Source organism: Bifidobacterium simiiventris (assembly GCF_019331715.1).
In the GTDB taxonomy this organism is placed as follows: domain Bacteria; phylum Actinomycetota; class Actinomycetes; order Actinomycetales; family Bifidobacteriaceae; genus Bifidobacterium; species Bifidobacterium simiiventris.
Genome location: NZ_JAHBBG010000002.1, coordinates 282754 through 302005, shown reverse-complemented (window position 1 = coordinate 302005; position 19252 = coordinate 282754). Strand labels below are relative to the sequence as shown.

Below are 19252 nucleotides of genomic sequence, written 5' to 3'. Positions count from 1 at the left end.
AGTATCTCACCTCACCGTGAAGTTTGCCGACACTTGCGTGTGGTCTTGCTGGATGTGAATGGAACGATCACGGCCTGTTCATGATGCGTTCAGGATGCGACGGATGCGTTCGTGCTGGATCGCGATGATCGAGTTGGATGCGGTGACCGGCAGGGCGAGCAGTTCGTTCCAGCCGACCCACGCGGTGTCGACGTGTTCGTCGGCGTCGAGATGGCGCGCCGTCGTCGTGTAGCGGTTCAGGTGCATGACCATAATGTGCGCGAGTTCGTCGGTCATGCCTTCGGACGAGTAGTAGTCGCCGACATGGTCGATGGTGACGCCGTTCTCGCCGTCCGGCACGACGCCGGTTTCCTCGGCGAGTTCGCGCAGCGCGGCGGTTGTCGGGTCCTCCCCCGCGTCCATGAGTCCGGCGGGAATGCCGTATGCGAACCGGTCGGAGCCGACGCGGTATTCGCGTTCGACCAGATAGCGGTCGGTGGTCGTGTCGTGGACGAGCATGACGACGCAGGGCGCGTGGCGCAATACCTGCCGTCGGATGTCGACGGTGCCGCCGTCGCGCCGGCGCAGGGCGATGGTCATGTCCTCGACGGTGAAGATCGCGCCACGGTAGACGGTTTCGCGCGAGCGCACCTCGACCGGCGCGTTCATATCGATGATGTCGTGCATTGACTTGATGCCTTTCCTTGTGATGCCGTATGGCACCGTGCGATGCCGTGTGACGCCGTACGGCCGGCCGTTCACGTACCGCGCGGATCCGTGCGCTACAGTCGCAGCGTCCACGGATCAGTGTTCATGCGCAGCCATTCGACGTCCGGCCGCTGGCCAGTCGCCTGTTCGACCGCGTTCGGCACATCCTCAATCGCATAGTGGAACCACAACGATTCGATGGCGGAGTGCGGCGTGTTGACGAGCAGCGGGCGGATGCGTTCGTCACCAAGGCCGACGCGGATGCCTTGCGTGCGCATCGTGGCCTCGTATCGGGCCTGTTCGATCGCGTCAGTGGCTGGATGGTGACGCAGATCGCTGGTCACGTACACGTCGGACCCGCTGGCGCGCACCTCGTCGAACAGTGAATCGCCGGAACCGGGCAGCACGGCCACGGTTGCGATCATCTGGTCGAGCGGCCCGCTTGCGGTGACGCCGAGTTCGGTGTGTGGCAGTATGTCGGCGACGCGGCGGGCGAACGCCTCGAACGTCATCGGTTGGGCGAGCCGGCCAACACGGCCAAGCCCGACCTCGTGCCCGGCCGACGCGGCCTCGTCGTCCCGGATCGGCACGAGCGGATGCTGGTCGACCAGTCCGAACAGGTCAGCGGCGGCCTGACCGACGCCACGGTACGCCGAATCGGCATTGGTATGACCGACCCATAGCGCGCAGCCGGACTGGTACAGTCTGCGCACGATGTCGCCGCGTGCGCCGAGTCCGGACACCTGATGCACGGAACGGAACAGCAGCGGGTGATGAGTCACCAACAGGTCGACGCCGCGTTCGATCGCAGCATCGACCACAGCCATGGTCGGGTCGGCGGCGAACATGATACGCGTCACGGGCGCGGACGGATCTCCGACGATCAGTCCCGGCTCATCCCAGCTTTCCGCATACCGCAGCGGATACAGCGTTTCGAGTACATCGACGATCTGTTTGAGCGTGGGCATCCAGTCCTCCTTACGATTGCATGCAATTACGACAATATGGTTGTCCGCCGTCGTCTTCGGTGCGAAAACGACGGCGGACATGCGGATCAGTGCGCGGCGAGCTGCCAGTCATCGCCGATGCCGGTGGATACGTCCAGCGGCACGGACAGGTCGACGGCGTGCTCCATCGCGTCGGAGACGAGCGCAGTCACCTGTTCGGCCTCACCGGGCGCGATCTCGGCGACGAGTTCGTCGTGGATCTGCAGGATGATGCGGCTTTTCACGCCGGCGTCGCGCAACGCCTGGTCGGCGCGGATCATCGCGATCTTCATGATGTCGGCTGCCGAACCCTGGATCGGCGCGTTGAGCGCGGCACGTTCGGCCGCTTCACGCACGGTGCGGTTCGTGGACAACAGCCCGGGGAAGTAGCGGCGGCGGCCGAACATCGTCTCCGTGTAGCCGTTGGCGCGCGCGTCGGCGACGAGCGACTCCAGATACTCGTGCACCTTGCCGAATGTGGCGAAGTACTTCTGCTTCAACTCCTCGGCATGGCCCGGGCGAATCTTGAGCTGCTGGGCGAGACCGTACGTGCTCAGGCCATAGGCGAGGCCGTAGCTCATCGCCTTGACGTGACTACGCTGGTCGGAGGTGATCTGGTCGACCGGCACGCCGTAGACGAGCGACGCGACATAGCGGTGGAAGTCGGTGCCCGAGCGGAACGCCTCGATGAGCGCCTCGTCGCCGGAACGGTCGGCCATGATGCGCAGCTCGACTTGCGAATAGTCACAGCTGAGCAGCGACACGTACCCGTCGCCGGGCACGAACGCGGAGCGGATCTCGCGGCCGGCGTCGTTGCGGTTCGGAATGTTCTGCAGGTTCGGGTCGACCGAGCTCAGGCGACCGGTCGCGGCCACGGTCTGTTCGAACGTGGTGTGGATGCGCCCGTCTCGCGGATTGGTCGCGTCGATGAGCGTCTGCACGATCTGCTTGAGCTTGTTCGTCTCGCGATGCCGCAACAACGCGCCGAGGAAACCGCTGGCACGCTCGTCGTCCACGTATTTGACGTACAGGTCCTGCAATACGGACGCGCTGGTCGTGTAGGTGCCGGATTTGGTGCGTTTGGTGCCTTTGAGGCCCATGTCCTCGAACAACACCTTCTGCAATTGCTTGGGACTTTGCAGGTTCACACGGCTGCCCGCGCAATCCCATGCGGTTTCCTGCGCCTGACGCGCATCGGCGGCGAACTGGTCGCGCATGGTGACAAGCCGCTGCATGTCGACGCTTGCGCCGGCATCCTCCATGCCGTACAGCACGCGAGACACCGGCAGTTCGATGGTCGTCAGCAGCTTGGACTGTTCTCGTTCGGCAAGCATGGGAGCCAGCGCGGCGGCAAGCGCCTGCACGATGGCGACATGGGTGAGGATGGATTGTGTCTGGTCGTCGGAGCCGGAGGCCGGTTCCTCCCCCAGATCGAGCAGTCCTTGTTCCGCCGCCGGCTGCTGTTCCTCGATATGCAGGTCGAGGAAGTGCGCCGCAGCCTGTTCGAGCGTGTCCGCATGAAAGTCGGGGTGCACGAGATAGCCGGCGAGCTTCGTGTCGAATGCCGGCAACGGCAGATCGATGCCGGCCGAGCCGAGCAGGTGCAGATGCTCCTTGTACCCGTGGACGATCATCGTATCGTGATGGTCGGCGATCAGTCGGCGTAAGGCATCGGCGGTGGACCGGTCGAACGGCGCTGCCAGAACGGCTGCCTGATGGCCTGCGGCGATAACGACATGACCGAGCGAGGCGCTCCCGGGCTTGGAGTCTCCCTGCGCGAGCAGCGCCCATGACCCGCCGGCGTGGTGCAGGACGGGCTGTGCGATGTCGGATTCGTGATCATGCGCCCACTGTTGCAGCATCGGCGCATCCGCGATGATGGTCGCTTCGGGCAATTGCAGCGAAGCCGGTTCTTCGGCCGGTGCATCACTGCCGTCCGTTGCAGCCGATGGCAGTGCGTGCCCGCTGAACGATTTGACCATGCGGCTGCGCGTGCGTACGCCGAATTCGAGATCCTTGAACAGATCGTCAAGCGCTTTGGCATTCACGTTGCCGAACGTGAGATCGTCGAGTCCCACGCCGAGGTCGAGGTCGCGCACAAGAGCGTTGACCTTGCGGTTGAGCCGCACCTGGTCGATGCTCTCGCGCAGGGCCTCGCCCTTCTTGCCCTTGATCTCGTCGGCGTGTTCGATGATGCCGTCGAGGCCGCCGTACTGGTTGATCCATTTGGCGGCGAACCCGTCTCCCACACCCGGCACGCCGGGGATGTTGTCGGCCGTCTCGCCGCGCAACGCCGCCAGATCGGGGTATTGGTCGGGACGCACATGGTATTTCTCCTCGACGGCCTCGGGGGTCATGTGCTTGAGATCCTTGAAATGATGGCCCGGATACAGTACGGTGATGCGGTCGCTGATGAGCTGGAAGGCGTCACGGTCTCCGGACAGCACCAGCGTATGATATCCCGCGTCGGCACCCATCGTGGCGAGCGTGCCGATCACGTCGTCGCCTTCATAGCCCGGCTTTTCGATGTAGGTGACGCCGAGCGCGGTGAGCATCTTCTGTATGAGCGGCAGCTGCGTGAGCAGTTCCTCAGGGGCGGCGTCGCGCGTGCCCTTGTATTGCGGGAGCATCTGGTTGCGGAACGTGCCGCCCTTGACGTCGAACGCGACGGCGAGATGATCGGGCTTCTCCGCGTCGAGGACTTGGGAGAGCATGGTCGCGAATCCCCACACGGCATTGGTGGCCTGACCGGCCTGTGTGCTGAAATTCTCGACGGGTAGAGCGAAAAACGCGCGGAACGCTAGCGAATGGCCGTCAACGACCAGCAGTGTTCCGCGCGTTTCGACAGAGGCTTGCGTCGCCTCAGTCATTGTTGCTTTCCGGCTTGGGATCGCCGTACTTGGCGATGATGGCCATGGCCAGACGCTTCTTCGGGATGCGCTGGTCCATCGACGTCTTCTGGATCCAGCGGAAGGCGCCCTGCTCGGAGAAGTCGGCCTTGTCCATGAGCAGACCCTTGGCGCGGTCGACGAGCTTGCGCTCCTCCAGCGTGTCCTCGGCCTTCTTGAGCTGGGCCTCCATCTTCTTGAGCTCTTCCTGGGCGCTCTTGAGCTTGTTCTCGCCGCGCTCGACGGTGTCGAGCAGGTCGTTGATCTCGGCGAAACGGCCCATCGCGACCTCGAGGGCCGGCAGCAGCTTGGACTCCTCATACGGCTTGGTCACATACGCCATGGCGCCGGCACCAGTGGCCTGACGGACCAGATCGGGCTGGGAGAATGCGGTGAGCATGACGACCGGGGCGATGTTCTCGTCGCAGATCACACCGGCGGCGGCGATGCCGTCCATGCGCGGCATCTTGACGTCCATGCACACGACGTCCGGACGGAACTTGCGGGTCAGTTCGACTGCTTCCTCGCCGTTGGCGGCCTCGCCGACGACTTTGTAGCCGTTGTCCTCGAGCATGGCGACCAGATCCATACGGTTGACGGATTCGTCTTCGGCGACGACGACCGTGCGCTGGCGGTTCTCGTCCGCCGTCTGCTCGGCGTCGTCCTGAGTCGTAGTGGTATCCTCGGCCTGCGCGGCCGCCTTCAGTTCGTCATCCGTCAACACCGCACCCAACGATTCCGGCGTTTCCGAGGTCTTGTTCCGTGCAACCATGCCAACCTCTTTCATCGAAGTGCCAGGCTGCTCCTCATGAATCGACGCCCGGCCTTACAACAATTATCCTGCGTCTTTGCGATGCGGCCGACACTGTCTTCCGTTATCGCTCAAATCGCGTGCCCTCGGTGGGACTCGAACCCACACTGCGCAGATTTTGAGGCTGCTTCCTCTACCAATTGGGATACGAGGGCGTTATGCGCACCTACGGAAGAATAGCACAGGTTTACGACTGCGGCGAGTTGCCGCATGGTTCGGCGTGGCATGAATCACACGTCTCGTGCGGCGATTCGTTGTCGGCGCAATGGCACGGATCGCAGCTAATGCCATACAATATGCCATAGAGGTAGTTCAAATGCCATACAAGGAGGTAGTCATGAACGATTCGCAGACCTATCGTCAGTTCGATCCGTGGCGCACATCGCCGCTCAAGGAGGAATCGCGCAAACAGATCGTCGCCACCCATTATTTCAACGTCGATCAGGTGTCGCTGTCCACGCCGAAAGCCGGTCAGTTCGACCGGTTCGTACTGCAAGGCAACAACGGCGACGGCGTCGGCGTGCTTGCCATGACGGACGACGGTCGCATCCCGCTGGTCGAGCAGTACCGCATCCCGACCCATCGTTGGACGTTGGAGATCCCGGGAGGCCACGCCAACGATCCGAACGAGCCCGCCCTCGAGGTGGCCAAGCGCAAGCTGCATGAGGAGGCCGGATTCACGGCGACCAGCTACGTGCAGTTCTCCCGCTTCCTCAACATGCCGAGTTTCGCGGCGCATCATACGGCATTGTTCTTCGCCACGAACCTGACCCCGGTCAGCCGCGGTGATTTCGGCCCGGAGACGCCCCGCCCTGACGTTCGCCTGTATTCGTTGGATGAGGCATACCAGATGGTAGTCAACGGCACGATCGTGGACGCCAAGACGATCATCGCGATTCTGCGCCTGTACACCGCGCCGAATCACAACCTCGGCCAGTGATCGATCCGGCGATTCGGCATTGTCGTTCGGCATCATCCGATGCTCGAAACAAACGAAGGAACCCCATCCGCTGTGGATGGGGTTCCTTCGTTCTATGCGATGGACACTAGCGCGATACCGCTACGCTCACTCGGCGTTGCCGACGGTGTGCACGTAGATGGTGTCGGTGGAGCCGGCGGAGTGCTCACCCTGAGCGGAGCTCAGCACGACGATCTTGTCGCCATCGGAGACCTTACCGGCCTTCTTGAGGATGGTGTCGGTGTAAGCCATGAGATCCTTGCGGGACTTATCGTGGTAGTCCTCCGGGACGTAGAACGCCTCGGTGCCCCAGGACAGCGCGAGCCAGTGGTAGGTGTGCTCGTTGTTGGTAATGCCGTAGATCGGGGCGGCCGGGCGCTCGCGGGAGACGCGGTGCACGGTGTTGCCGGTCTGGGTGTAGGCGACGATGGCCTTGGCGTTGAGCTTGTCGGCCAGGTCGACGGCGGCGGAGGAGACGGCACCGGTGGAGGACATGTCGAGGTTCTTCAGCTCCGGGATGCGGTCGAAGCCGTGCTCGGTGGCGAAGCCGGAGATGCGGGACATGGTGGCGACGGTCTCGGTCGGGTACTCGCCGACGGCGGTCTCGTTGGAGGTCATGGTCGCGTCGGCGCCGTCGAGGACGGCGTTGGCGCAGTCAGAGGCCTCAGCGCGAGACGGCACCGGGGAGTGGACCATGGAGCCGAGGACTTCGGTGGCCACGATGACCGGCTTGGCGTACTGGCGGGCCAGCTCGATGATGCGCTTGGTGGCCAGCGGGACCTCTTCGAGCGGGCACTCGACGGCCATGTCGCCACGGGCGGCCATGACGCCGTCGAAGGTCTTGACGATCTCCTCGAGGTTCTCGAGGGCCTGCGGCTTCTCGATCTTGGCGACGATCGGGATGCGGCGGCCTTCCTCGTCCATGATCTCGTGGGCGCGGTCGATGTCGGTCGCGAAGCGCACGAAGGACATGGCGATGATGTCGGCGCCGGTGCGGATGGCCCAACGCAGATCGGCCTCGTCCTTCTCGGTCAGGGCCGGCAGGGAAACGGCGACACCCGGCAGGTTGATGCCCTTGTGGGAGGACACCGGACCGGCCACGACAACCTTGGTGTACACGTTGTTGCCCTCGACCTTGGTGACCTCGAGGCGGACCTTGCCGTCGTCGATCAGGATCGGGTCGCCCGGGTGGCAATCGCCCGGCAGGCCCTTGAAGGTGGTGGAGGTGATGTGCTCGTCGCCTTCGACATCATCGGTGGTGATGATGAACTCCTGGCCAAGCTGGAGCTGGACCTTGTCCTCGCCCTCGGCGTTCTTCTTGAACCAGCCGCAGCGGATCTTCGGGCCCTGAAGGTCGACCAGCGCAGCGACGTTGCGACCGGTGGCCTTGGAGGCTTCGCGCACGTTGTTGTAGACGCGAAGGTGATCCTCCGGGGTGCCGTGGGAGCGGTTCAGACGAGCGACGTCCATACCCGCTTCGACGAGCTTGGTGATGCCCTCGAGAGATTCGGTCGCGGGACCGATGGTGTCAACGATCTTGGCTTTACGCATGAATGCCTGCCTATTCCTATCTTGTTTTGCCGGACCCGGGATGGCCCGGCTGCCGAGGTTCAGTCTACTAGCACACGACGAACACGGCCACTGTTTTTTGCGGTGTGTTGTGAGCGCTCACAATATTGTAACGCAAAGCCACCGGATAATGCAAAACCCGTTGCACGACAAGGGTTCATGCAACGGGTTCCGCACTGTTCAGCAACAGTTCATCACGCGTTCTTGGCGTCCGTGGTTTCCAGCGACTTCATCTTGAGCACGCTGGCCACGGCGGCCCCGCCGATCGCCAGGATGATAACCGCGAGCGACAACCACGTCGGCACCTCCGGCACCCATGCGATGGGCTGTCCGCCGTTGAGGAACGGCAGCGAATTGCCGTGCAGCGCCTCCATGATGAGCTTGATGCCGATGAAGCCGAGCACGATGGACAGACCAAGCGGCAGGTAGACGAGCTTGTCGAGCAGCGCGCCAAGCAGGAAGTAAAGCTGCTGCAGGCCGAGCAGGGCGAACACGTTGGAGGTGAACACGATGAACGGGTCCTTGGTCAGGCCGAAGATCGCGGGGATCGAGTCGAAGGCGAACATGACGTCGGTGGTACCGATGGCGAGGAACACGACGAGCATCGGGGTGAAGTACTTGACGCCGTTCTTCTCGGTGCGCAGCTTCTCGCCGTCGTATTCGTCGGAGATCCTCATGACCTTGCGCAAGGCCTTGATGATGCCGTTCTCATGGTATTCCTCGTCATCGTCGCCGCCAGTGACGAGCTTGATCGCGGTGACGATGAGGAACGCGCCGAAGAGGAAGAAGATCCAGGTGAACCGTTCGATGAGCGCGGCGCCGATGAGGATGAAGATGCCGCGCAGGATCAGAGCGACGGTGATGCCGACCGACAGCACGTACTTCTGCAGGACTTTCGGCACAGCGAAGTTCGACATGATGATGACGAACACGAACAGGTTATCGATGCTCAGCGAGTATTCGGTAAGCCAGCCGGAATAGAACTCGATGGCCGGCTTGGAACCGGCGACGGCCCACATGATGCCGCCGAAGATCAGGGCGGCGACCACGAAGAACGCGATATGCTGCAGGCACTCCTTGGTGGACGGCACGTGCGGTTTGCGCCCGATGACGAACAGATCCACGACGAAGAACGCCGCGAGCACCACGAACGTGGCGACCATAAACACTACAGGGGTTTCAGACATGACTCCCAGCATATGAACAGGCGCTGACGCTACTTCAGCGAGCATAGCGAGCCTCGGCTCCCTCGGCTGAGGGAGCTGGCAGCCGCAGGCTGACTGAGGGAGCGTGCACCCGGTCCCGAGCCGGGGCCGAAGTTCACTTATTTGCCTCGGCATCACATGCGACGCTCGCGACGCTACCGCTGCTCGCTGCTACCGAGGCTCACTTATTCGCCTCGGTCATCCCCCTGAGTTCTTTTTTGAGATCGCGGATCTCGTCGCGTAGGCGGGCGGCCAGCTCGAACTGGAGCTGTTCGGCGGCGGTGTGCATCTGTTCGCTCAGCTGGCGGATCAGGTCGGCGAGGTCCTGCGCCGGCAGCCCGGCCTTGAGGATCTCCTCATGCCGCTTGTCGGCCTCGTCCTTGTCGAGCGTCGGCACGCCGAGATGCGTGTTGCCGGCCTTGCCGGCGTTGCGGTATCCGCCGGCCAGCAACGTCTGCGTATCCACGTCCTCCTTGGCAAGCATGTCGTTGACGTCGCTGATCTTCTTGATCAGCGGCTTCGGGTCGATGTGATGTTCCTTGTTGTACGCGATCTGCTTGGCGCGGCGGCGTTCGGTCTCATCGATGGCCTTGTGCATCGCGTCGGTCGTCTCGTCGGCGTACATGATGACCGTGCCGGACACGTTTCTCGCCGCGCGGCCGATCGTCTGGATAAGCGAACGATACGAACGCAGGAAGCCCTCCTTGTCGGCGTCAAGGATCGCCACGAGCGACACCTCCGGCAGATCGAGGCCCTCGCGCAGCAGGTTGATGCCGACGATCACGTCGATCTTGCCTTCGCGCAGCTCTCGCAGCAGTTCGACGCGCCGCAGCGTGTCCACGTCGGAATGCAGGTATTCGACCTTGATTCCGCGTTCGAGCAGGTAGTCAGTCAGATCCTCGGCCATTTTCTTGGTCAGGGTCGTCACGAGCGCTCGCTCGTGTTTGGCGACGCGATCCTTGATCTCGGCAAGCAGGTCGTCGATCTGCCCTTTGGTGGGGCGCACTTCGACCTTCGGGTCCAGCAGGCCGGTCGGTCGGATGATCTGTTCGACCACGCCGTCGGACAGCCCCAGTTCGTAGTCGCCGGGCGTGGCGGACAGGTAGACGGTCTGTCCGACGCGTTCCAGGAACTCCGGCCATTTGAGCGGCCGGTTGTCCATCGCGGACGGCAGGCGGAACCCGAAGTCCACGAGCGTGCGCTTGCGTGAGGCGTCGCCTTCGTACATCGCGCCGATCTGCGGCACGGTCACGTGGGATTCGTCGATGACGAGCAGGAAGTCGTCGGGGAAGAAGTCGAGCAGCGTGTGCGGCGGCGTGCCGGGAGCGCGGCCGTCGAAATGCCGTGAATAGTTCTCCACGCCGGAGCATACGCCCACCTGTGCGAGCATCTCGAGGTCATAGGTGGTGCGCATGGTGAGCCGTTGCGCCTCGAGCTCCTTGCCCTGTTTGCGCAGCTGAGCGGTGCGCTCGTCCAGCTCCTGCTGGATGGTCTTGAGAGCCCGTTCCATGCGCTCGGGGCCGGCCACGTAATGCGAGGCCGGGAAGATGTGCACTTCGCTCTCGTGATCGATCACGTCGCCGGTCAGCGGGTGCAGGGTGGAGATGCGGTCGATCTCGTCGCCGAAGAACTCGATGCGGATGGCCAGCTCCTCGTAGACGGGAATGATCTCGACGGTGTCGCCGCGCACGCGGAACGTACCGCGCGTGAACGCGATGTCGTTGCGTTTGTACTGCATGGCGACGAACTGGCGCAGCAGATCGTCGCGGTTGATCTCCTGCCCCTCCTTGAGGAACAGCATGCGCCCGGCGTATTCCTCCGGCGTGCCGAGGCCATAGATGCAAGACACGGTGGCGACGACCACGCAGTCGCGCCGGGTCAGCAGGTTCGCGGTGGCGGCGTGGCGCAGACGTTCCACATCGTCGTTGATGTTGGAGTCCTTCTCGATGTAGGTGTCGGTCTGCGGGATATACGCCTCGGGCTGGTAGTAGTCGTAGTAGCTCACGAAGTAGCTCACCGCGTTGTCCGGCATGAGTTCGCGGAACTCGGCGCACAGCTGCGCGGCCAGCGTCTTGTTCGGTTCGATGATGAGCGTCGGCCGCTGCAACCGTTCGATCAGCCATGCGGTCGTCGCGGTCTTGCCGGTGCCGGTCGCGCCCATGAGCACGACGTCGTTCTCGCCGTTCTCGATGCGTGTGGCCAGTTCCTCGATGGCCTGCGGCTGGTCGCCGGATGGCTTGTACGGCGACTTGACGACGAACGGCTTGTTCGATCGTTCGATATTGAAGCCCATCATTACTCCTTCCGGCTGATCCAGTTGACATACAGCCTATCAACAATATCGAACATTTGTTCTATAGATTGTGTGGAATCCACTACGATATCGGCGATTCCTCGGCGCGTCGCCTCATCGCTCTGATGCCGAATGCGTCCTTCGGCCTGTTCGCGGCTCATGCCGCGCTCCCCCATCATGCGCGCGATGCGTACGTCGACCGGCGCCTCGACCGTCACGATATGGTCGAACCGGAACGGAATCGTCCCGATCACCTCGGCCAGCAGCGGCACATCATGCACGACGACCAGCGTCCCGTCACCGTTGTCGGCACCGGCACCGGCACCGGCACGATCGAACGCGGCAATCGCCTCGCGTTCCGCCCTCGCCGCTTCGTCATAGATCAACGGATGTTCGATCGCATCGAGACGCTCCCGCGCACCTGCCGGTGCATGTGTCCCAAACACATGCGCCGCCATCCATGCACGGTTCAGTTCGCCATCATCGGTCAACGCGTCCGGGCCGAACTCGTCGACGATCCTGCGCAGACCATCCCCGCCGGGGGCGACGACCAGTCGAGCCAACGCATCATAGTCGATCACCGCCGCGCCAAGCTCGCGCAACCGTCGTGCCACCGTGCTTTTGCCAGCCGCAATCCCACCGGTCAGTCCGATCCTCACTATCACGTCTCACATGGTAGCGCGAGACGAACCACCGTGACGGCCACGCGCCTCGGCATATACGCAAGAAGCCCGACCCCATAGGGATCGGGCTTCTCATTCAGACCGATGGATCAGTACTGAATCACTTCTTCTCGTTCAGGCGATGCTCACTTGCCGAGCAGCTGGTCGCGCAGGGCGGCGAGCTGATCGGAGTCGGCGAGGGTGCCGGTGGAGGTGGACTCGGAAGAGTAGTTGGAGGTCTCCTCGACCTTCTCCTCCTTCGGAGCCTGACCATCCTCGGCGGCCGAAGCAGCGGCGTTCTCCAGCTCCTTGGCGACGAACGCCTTGTGCTGCTCCCACAGGTCGTGGGCGGCCGCGTACTGGGCCTCCCACTCCTCGCGCTGCTTCTCGTAGCCGGCGATCCACTCGTTGGTGTTCGGGTCGAAGCCTTCCGGATACTTGTAGTTGCCTTCCTCGTCGTACTCGGCCGGCATGCCGTACAGCGCCGGATCGAAGTCCTCGGAGTTCGGATCGACGGAGTCGTTGGCCTGCTTGAGGGACAGGGAGATGCGGCGACGATCGAGATCGACGTCGATCACCTTGACGAACACCTCTTCGCCCGGCTTGACGACGGTCTCCGGGTTCTCGACGTGACGGTTCGCGAGCTCGGAGATGTGCACCAGGCCCTCGATGCCGTCCTCAACGGAGATGAACACGCCGAACTGGACGATCTTGGTGACCTTGCCCTTGACGATCTGGCCGGGGACGTGGGTGCGAGCGAAGCGCTGCCACGGATCCTCCTGGGTGGCCTTGAGCGACAGGGAGATGCGCTCGCGGTCCAGATCGACGTCGAGGACCTCGACGGTAACCTTGTCGCCGACCTTGACGACCTCGGACGGGTGGTCGATGTGCTTCCAGGACAGCTCGGAGACGTGGATCAGGCCGTCAACGCCACCGAGATCGACAAACGCGCCGAAGTTGACGATGGAGGAGACAACACCTTCGCGGATCTGGCCCTTCTTGAGCTGCGAGAGGAAGGTCTCGCGCACTTCGGACTGGGTCTCCTCGAGGTACTGGCGGCGGGACAGGACCACGTTGTTGCGGTTCTTGTCGAGCTCCAGGATCTTGGCCTTGATCTTCTGGCCGATGTACGGGGAAAGATCACGGACGCGGCGCATTTCGACCAGCGACGCCGGCAGGAAGCCGCGCAGGCCGATGTCCACGATGAGGCCGCCCTTGACGGCTTCGATTACGGTGCCCTCAACAACGCCGTCAGCTTCCTTGATCTTCTCGATGTCGCCCCAGGCACGCTCGTACTGAGCACGCTTCTTGGACAGGATCAGACGGCCTTCCTTGTCTTCCTTGGTGACGACAAGGGCCTCGATCGGATCGCCGACCTCGACGACCTCGTCCGGATCGACATCCTTCTTGATGGAAAGTTCGCGGGAGGGGATCACACCCTCGGTCTTGTAGCCGATGTCGACCAGGACCTCGTCACGATCGACCTTGACGACGGTACCCTCGACCAGATCACCATCATCGAAGTTCTTGATGGTGGAATCGACTGCCTTGATGAAGTCCTCTTCGGTGCCGATGTCGTTGATGGCGACCTTGGCGACTTCGTTATTGTTCTCTGCCATTAATGTGGTTTCTTAATAACTAGTTGGTGGATAAAATCGTTCTTCAGTTATTGCGCGCATGCTGGCGCACGCGCAAGTCTCAACAATACCGGTAGCCCTGCCCATATATTTCGGGCGTGTCGCAAGCCGTCAGCCAAGCTGGCGTTCGGCCATTTCGACGACGTTGGCGAGGAGCATGGCACGGGTCATGGGGCCGACACCGCCCGGGTTGGGCGAATAGGCGTATGCCTTGTCGTAGCACGCCTTGTCCACGTCGCCCTTGACACGCCAACGACCGGCCTCCTCGTCGAAGACGCGCGAGACGCCGACGTCGAGCAGGATCGCACCATCCTTGATCATGTCCGGCTTGACGAATCCGGCCGAGCCCATCGCGGCGACGATCACGTCGGCGCGGCGCATGTGGTCGGCCACGTCGCGCGTGCCGGTGTGGCACAGTGTGACGGTCGCGTTGACGGCGCGGCGCGTGAGCATGAGGCCGATCGTGCGTCCGATGGTGATGCCGCGGCCGAGCACGCACACCTCCTTGCCGTTGAGGTCGATGTCGTACGCGCCGAGCAGCTCGATGACGCCGCGCGGGGTGCACGGCAGCGGGGTCGTGATCTCGCCGCGCACGTGCAGCACGAGTTCGCCGAGGTTGTACGGGTGCATGCCGTCCGCGTCCTTGGCCGGGTCGATCAGGTCGATGATCGCGTTCTCGTCGATGCCCTTGGGCAGCGGCAGCTGGACGATGTAGCCGGTGCAGGTCGGATCGTCGTTCATCTCGCGCACGACGGCCGCGATGTCGTCGAAGCTCGCGTCGGCCGGCAGCTCGTGCTTAATGGACCGCACGCCGATCTCGGCGCAGTCGGCATGCTTGCCGGCCACGTACTTGACCGAGCCGGCGTCCTGGCCGACCAGCAGCGTGCCGAGTCCGGGCTCGATGCCGCGTTCCTTCAGCCGCGACACGCGCTCGGCCAGATTGTGCTTGATGTCCGCCGCCGTCTGCTTGCCATCGAGTCTGATAGCCATGAGTCTGCCTCCTGTGTCGGGTTGCTTTGCCTTAGCGTTAGGCTATCGTGGATTGCAGTCAATGACGGCGTTCGCTGCGGCATTCGGACAATCGGACAACTTGACGGAGAGGCTGGTCAATATGGATATTCGTGGATCCCGTGTAGTGAAGGCGTTCGCGGGGCTGCTCGCCGTCGCGCTGATGTCCGCGACCGGCGGCTGCGGCACGGCACCCGATCCGCAAGCCGAACCCCAGACACCATCCCAGGAAGAGACCAGCGGTCCGATCGAGGTGATCTCGTCAATCAACCAGTGGGGCTCGCTCGCCAAGCAGATCGGCGGCGACGATGTAAACGTTACGTCGATTCTGAGTTCCACCAGCGTCGACGCACACGATTTCGAACCGAAGACCTCCGACGTGGCCAAGATCTCGAAGGCGCAGATCGTGGTGGTCAATGGCGCCGGCTACGACACATGGGCATCGAAAAGCGTCGGCCGCAAGACGGTGACGGTATCCGCCGCGCAGATCGTGGGCGCGATGGAAGGCGACAACCCACACCTGTGGTTCTCAAAGGACGCCCGCAGCGGCATGGCCAAGGAACTGGTCAACGCGTTCTCGAAGGCGCTGCCGAGCAAGAAGGCCGACTTCACCAAGCGGTACAAGGCCTGGCAACAGGACGAGCAATCCGTCGAGCAGAAGATGGACGAGTTCGCCGCCGCCCATAAGGACGCCTCCTATGCCGCGACCGAATCCGTTGCCTACTATCTGATGAGCGACATGGGCTTCACCGACAAGACGCCACAAGGCTACGCCGCATCGGCCGCCGCCGAGGGCGAAGCGGCTCCCGCGGATCTGCAGGAGTTCCAGAAGCTGCTTGAGGACAAGGACGTCGACCTGCTGGTCAACAACACGCAGGAGGCGTCCGACGCGACCAACATGATCACCGGCACCGCTGGCCGTTCCGATATCCCGGTGTTCGATGTCAGCGAGCAGATGCCGGAAAACAAGAGCGACCTGACCGACTGGATCGACTCGCTGGTCGACGGCATCACCGATCTGCTGACAGTCTGCACGACGGACGAAGGCACCGACGGCACGGATACGAACGGTTCGGGCGATGCGGACACGGACGCTTCCTCCGACGGCAAGAGCGATGCGGGCACTTCGTCGGACGACGATTCGTCATCTACGTCCGGCACGGCGGCCTGCAAGGCCCCGTCGTCGTCCGATTCGTCCGATTCGTCCGGCTCGTCCGACGATTCCAAGTCCGATTCCAGCGATGCCGGCACATCGTCGAACGACACACAGCCCGATCCCGGCAAGTAATTCGATTGCTGTCAGCATGGTTCATGCTCGCCCATCGCGACCATGCTGTCTCATCTCACGTTATTGAGAATGATTGTCAACGTCATTTGTCATAATCCGTTCCGGTAAGCCATATATGGCAGGACATACGGAAACGACGGAATCATGACGAACGACATCATCAACGGAAACGATGCGCAGGCGGACGCCATCGTCTTTCACGATGCGGCGGTGACACGCGGCGGCCGCACGATCTGGCAGCACGGCACCTTTTCCATTCCGACCGGATCGGTCACCGCGATCGTCGGCACGAACGGCACCGGCAAGACCACGATGATGAAGGCCGAGCTGGGACTGCTGCCGCTCGCCGCCGGCTCGATCACGATCCTCGGGCGCCCGGCAGGCTCCGCGAACCGGCAGATCGGCTACGTGCCGCAAAGCTACACGTCCGACATCGACTCGAACCTCACCGCCGAACAATCGGTGCTGCTCGGACTGACCGGCACCCGCTTCGGCATCCACTTCGTCACCAAGGAGCAGAAGGCCAAAGTGCGCGAAGCCATGACGTTCACCGGCATCGCCGACAAGGCACACCTGCGACTGTCCGAACTGTCCGGCGGCCTGCGCCAGCGCGTCGCCATCGCGCAGGCGCTCGTCTCCGACCCGAAGCTGCTCATGCTCGACGAGCCGCTCGCCAACCTCGACCTGGCCAGCCAGCGTTCCGTCGTGCATGTGCTTGCGCGCCTCAACCAGGAACTCGGCATGACGATCCAGGTCGTCGCGCACGACCTCAACATGCTGCTGCCGATCCTCACCGGCGCGATCTACCTGCTCGACGGCCACCCGCACTACGCGGCGATGAACCAGGTGCTCGACTCGTCGCTGCTCACGCACCTCTACGGCACGCAGGTGCAGGTCATCACCACCCCGCAAGGCGACATGTTCGTCACCCCCAGCGCGGACGAACGCCCCGATACGATTCTGGACACGCACAATCCGGCCGAAGTGGCCGAATTCCACCACCATCATCCCGACGCTGCGACGAACACAACGGATGCGACGACTGCGGCAGAGAAGAGAGGCTGATTCACGATGATCGATTTCTCGTTTGACCCGGATTGGATGTACACGCTCACCGCGCCGTTCATGACGAACGCCTTCCTCGCCGGATTGTGCATCGCAGTCGCGGCCGGCGTGATGGGCTATTTCACGATCGCCCGCCAGTCCACGTTCGCCGCGCACGCGCTCGCGCACATCGGACTGCCGGGCGCGACCGGCGCGGTGCTGCTGGGGCTGCCCGTCTCACTCGGTCTCGGCGTCTTCGCGTTGGGCGGCGCTCTGGTAATCGGCGCGCTCGGCAAACGCGCCTCGCAACGCGAGATCGCGACCGGCACCGTGCTCGCGTTCGCCACCGGCCTGGGCCTGTTCTTCGCACGGCTGTCCAGTTCGGCATCCCAGCAAATGCAATCGATCCTGTTCGGCTCAATCCTGACGATCACCGACGGTCAGATCATCGGATTCGCAATCTTCGACGCGCTGCTGCTGGCGGTGCTGGCCGTGATCTACCGGCCACTGCTGTTCAGTTCGGTGGATGAACAGGTCGCCCAGGCCAAGGGCGTGCCGATCGGCGCGATGAACGTCGCGTTCATGGCGATCATGGCCGGAGTGATCACGATCGCCGTGCCGGCCGTAGGCACGTTGTTGATCTTCGCGCTGGTGATCACGCCGGCTGCGACCGCGAACATCCTCGCCGGTTCGCCCCTGCGTGCGATGGTGATGGCGAGCGCACTGTGTCTGGCGGCGATCTGGGGAGGCCTGGTGCTGGCCGCGATGTTCCCCGCTCCCCCGAGCTTCATCATCGTGACCCTGTCCACCCTGTTCTGGGCAATCGCCAAACTGGTCAGCGCCCGTCGCAGGGGCTGACCAAGGCTGATGCGATGGCGGCGATGCCTTCGCCACGGCCGGTGAAGCCCATGCCGTCGGTGGTGGTGGCGGTCAGGGAGACCTGGCAGCCGACCGCTTCGGACAACGCCTGTTCGGCCTCGGCGCGGCGCGGGCCGATTTTCGGACGGTTGCCGACCAGCGCGACGCTGGCGCTTTCGGGAGCATAGCCATGCGAACGCAGATACGCGACGGTTTCGCGAAGCATGTCGGCACCGTGGCGACCGGCCCCGGCGGATTGCGCACCGACGCCGAACAGTGTGCCGATGTCTCCCAGATGGGCCGCGGACAGCAACGCGTCGATCAGGGCGTGTGCGGCGACGTCGCCGTCCGAATCCCCTTCGATGCCGGCGCTGTCCCACAGCAGTCCGGCAAACCATAATGGCCGCCCAGAGTCGGGGGCGGCGAACCGATGTGCGTCGAATCCCTGTCCTATCAGCATGTACGGATCCTTTCATCTCATTCAACGGTCTGATCGTGTCCGCCCGGCAACCGGCGAATATCCGGTATCAAACAAGCAAGAAGGGCGGATCGGATACCGCTCACATGATATCCGAACCGCCCTTCGTCCGTTTATGCAAAACGAAAAATCACACGATTACGCTTACTTGCGCTTGGATTTCTTGCCTTCGGCCTCAATGCGGGCGAGGGTCTGGGAAGCCGGCTCCTCCGGGGCGAGCGTGTGATGCTTGTCGTCCCCCGGCTGAGGCTCGGCATAGCCGAGGTTGACGTCCAACAGACGCTGTGCGTCGTCGTCCGAGAGGTTCTCGCTCAACGCGATCTCGGAGGTCAGGATGCTACGGGCCTTGGTGAGCATGCGCTTCTCGCCGGCCGACAAACCGTGGTCGTCCACGTCGCGCTGGGCGAGGTCGCGCACCACCTCGGCGATCTTGTTGACGTCGCCGGTCGCGATCTTCTCCACGTTCAGCTTGTAGCGGCGCGACCAGTTCATTTCCTTTTCGACGATCGGGGTGCGCAGGATCTCAAACACCTTGGCAACCTCGTTGGCGTCGACGATGTCACGCACGCCCACCTTCTTGGCGTTCTCCACCGGCACGTTGATGACCAGACCATCGGAAGACAGCACGGACAGCTGGAGATATTGCCTCGTCACGCCCTTCACCGTCCGCTCGGTAATGGCCTCCACCTTCGCCGCGCCATGCCGCGGATAGACAACCATATCGCCGACCTTGTAAGCCATGAATCCTCCGTGAGAGCCTAGAACAAACCTGATAAGTATGTCATATGCCGTGGACGGCATCATATTCGGCAGCACGACGCGCCGTCGAACCGGTACGACACACCACAATGCCCACTTTTCGGCGGTGTCGTTTTACACT

At 63.0% G+C, this 19252-nt stretch carries 16 protein-coding genes and 1 tRNA gene; 4 read left to right on the top strand and 13 right to left on the bottom strand.

Features of this window, described 5'->3' with window-relative positions; translation table 11 throughout:
* Positions 1 to 78: 78 nt before the first annotated feature.
* The 5 genes from KIH76_RS03705 to KIH76_RS03685 all read right to left on the bottom strand — a co-directional run bounded on the left by KIH76_RS03705 (position 79) and on the right by KIH76_RS03685 (position 5527).
* Positions 79 to 666 (bottom strand): NUDIX hydrolase, encoded by a 588-nt coding sequence (locus KIH76_RS03705; RefSeq protein WP_214373360.1) that lies wholly within the window; start codon positions 664 to 666, stop codon positions 79 to 81.
* Between the two features lie 95 nt (positions 667 to 761).
* Positions 762 to 1655: a Nif3-like dinuclear metal center hexameric protein gene (locus KIH76_RS03700; protein ID WP_214373359.1), complete on the bottom strand. Its 894-nt coding sequence runs from the start codon at positions 1653 to 1655 to the stop codon at positions 762 to 764.
* A gap of 86 nt (positions 1656 to 1741) precedes the next feature.
* On the bottom strand, positions 1742 to 4543 hold the full coding sequence (gene polA / locus KIH76_RS03695; protein ID WP_219069350.1) for a DNA polymerase I: 2802 nt from the start codon (positions 4541 to 4543) through the stop codon (positions 1742 to 1744).
* Positions 4536 to 5333, bottom strand: a complete 798-nt coding sequence (locus KIH76_RS03690; RefSeq protein ID WP_214373357.1) for an ANTAR domain-containing response regulator — start codon at positions 5331 to 5333, stop codon at positions 4536 to 4538. The genes polA and KIH76_RS03690 overlap by 8 nt, the downstream gene beginning before the upstream one ends.
* Before the next feature lie 120 nt (positions 5334 to 5453).
* Positions 5454 to 5527: transfer RNA gene (locus KIH76_RS03685), tRNA-Leu, on the bottom strand.
* A 182-nt stretch (positions 5528 to 5709) separates the two neighbouring features.
* On the opposite strand from KIH76_RS03685, the gene KIH76_RS03680 reads away from it, so the two are divergent.
* Positions 5710 to 6312, top strand: a complete 603-nt coding sequence (locus KIH76_RS03680; protein ID WP_219069348.1) for an NUDIX domain-containing protein — start codon at positions 5710 to 5712, stop codon at positions 6310 to 6312.
* 126 nt (positions 6313 to 6438) lie between these two features.
* Here KIH76_RS03680 and pyk read toward each other — a convergent pair whose 3' ends face one another.
* The 6 genes from pyk to KIH76_RS03650 all read right to left on the bottom strand — a co-directional run bounded on the left by pyk (position 6439) and on the right by KIH76_RS03650 (position 14686).
* On the bottom strand, positions 6439 to 7881 hold the full coding sequence (gene pyk, locus KIH76_RS03675; RefSeq protein ID WP_152358588.1) for a pyruvate kinase: 1443 nt from the start codon (positions 7879 to 7881) through the stop codon (positions 6439 to 6441).
* Positions 7882 to 8093: 212 nt separating this feature from the next.
* Positions 8094 to 9086, bottom strand: a complete 993-nt coding sequence (locus tag KIH76_RS03670; RefSeq protein WP_219069346.1) for a TerC family protein — start codon at positions 9084 to 9086, stop codon at positions 8094 to 8096.
* A 199-nt stretch (positions 9087 to 9285) separates the two neighbouring features.
* The gene (gene uvrB, locus KIH76_RS03665; protein ID WP_219069444.1) at positions 9286 to 11397 is read right to left on the bottom strand and encodes an excinuclease ABC subunit UvrB; all 2112 of its coding nucleotides are present in this window, start codon (positions 11395 to 11397) and stop codon (positions 9286 to 9288) included.
* Positions 11398 to 11399: 2 nt separating this feature from the next.
* Positions 11400 to 12062 carry a dephospho-CoA kinase gene (gene coaE / locus KIH76_RS03660; protein WP_338023556.1) on the bottom strand — a complete coding sequence of 221 codons (663 nt, stop codon included), beginning with the start codon at positions 12060 to 12062 and terminating at the stop codon, positions 11400 to 11402.
* Positions 12063 to 12205: 143 nt separating this feature from the next.
* Positions 12206 to 13678, bottom strand: coding sequence for a 30S ribosomal protein S1 (rpsA, locus tag KIH76_RS03655; protein ID WP_152358590.1), 1473 nt, complete (start codon positions 13676 to 13678; stop codon positions 12206 to 12208).
* A gap of 129 nt (positions 13679 to 13807) precedes the next feature.
* A complete protein-coding gene (locus tag KIH76_RS03650) occupies positions 13808 to 14686 on the bottom strand; it encodes a bifunctional methylenetetrahydrofolate dehydrogenase/methenyltetrahydrofolate cyclohydrolase (protein ID WP_214373354.1) in 879 nt (292 codons plus the stop codon).
* A 121-nt stretch (positions 14687 to 14807) separates the two neighbouring features.
* On the opposite strand from KIH76_RS03650, the gene KIH76_RS03645 reads away from it, so the two are divergent.
* The 3 genes from KIH76_RS03645 to KIH76_RS03635 all read left to right on the top strand — a co-directional run bounded on the left by KIH76_RS03645 (position 14808) and on the right by KIH76_RS03635 (position 17894).
* On the top strand, positions 14808 to 15992 hold the full coding sequence (locus KIH76_RS03645) for a metal ABC transporter solute-binding protein, Zn/Mn family (protein ID WP_214373353.1): 1185 nt from the start codon (positions 14808 to 14810) through the stop codon (positions 15990 to 15992).
* Between the two features lie 144 nt (positions 15993 to 16136).
* A complete protein-coding gene (locus KIH76_RS03640) occupies positions 16137 to 17057 on the top strand; it encodes an ABC transporter ATP-binding protein (RefSeq protein WP_214373352.1) in 921 nt (306 codons plus the stop codon).
* A gap of 6 nt (positions 17058 to 17063) precedes the next feature.
* A complete protein-coding gene (locus KIH76_RS03635; protein ID WP_214373351.1) occupies positions 17064 to 17894 on the top strand; it encodes a metal ABC transporter permease in 831 nt (276 codons plus the stop codon).
* On the opposite strand, the gene ispF is transcribed toward KIH76_RS03635, so the two are convergent.
* Together ispF and KIH76_RS03625 are read right to left on the bottom strand one after the other, a co-directional pair.
* Positions 17872 to 18354, bottom strand: coding sequence for a 2-C-methyl-D-erythritol 2,4-cyclodiphosphate synthase (gene ispF, locus KIH76_RS03630; RefSeq protein WP_214373350.1), 483 nt, complete (start codon positions 18352 to 18354; stop codon positions 17872 to 17874). The genes KIH76_RS03635 and ispF overlap by 23 nt on opposite strands.
* Before the next feature lie 162 nt (positions 18355 to 18516).
* A complete protein-coding gene (locus tag KIH76_RS03625; protein ID WP_214373349.1) occupies positions 18517 to 19113 on the bottom strand; it encodes a CarD family transcriptional regulator in 597 nt (198 codons plus the stop codon).
* Positions 19114 to 19252 lie beyond the last annotated feature (139 nt).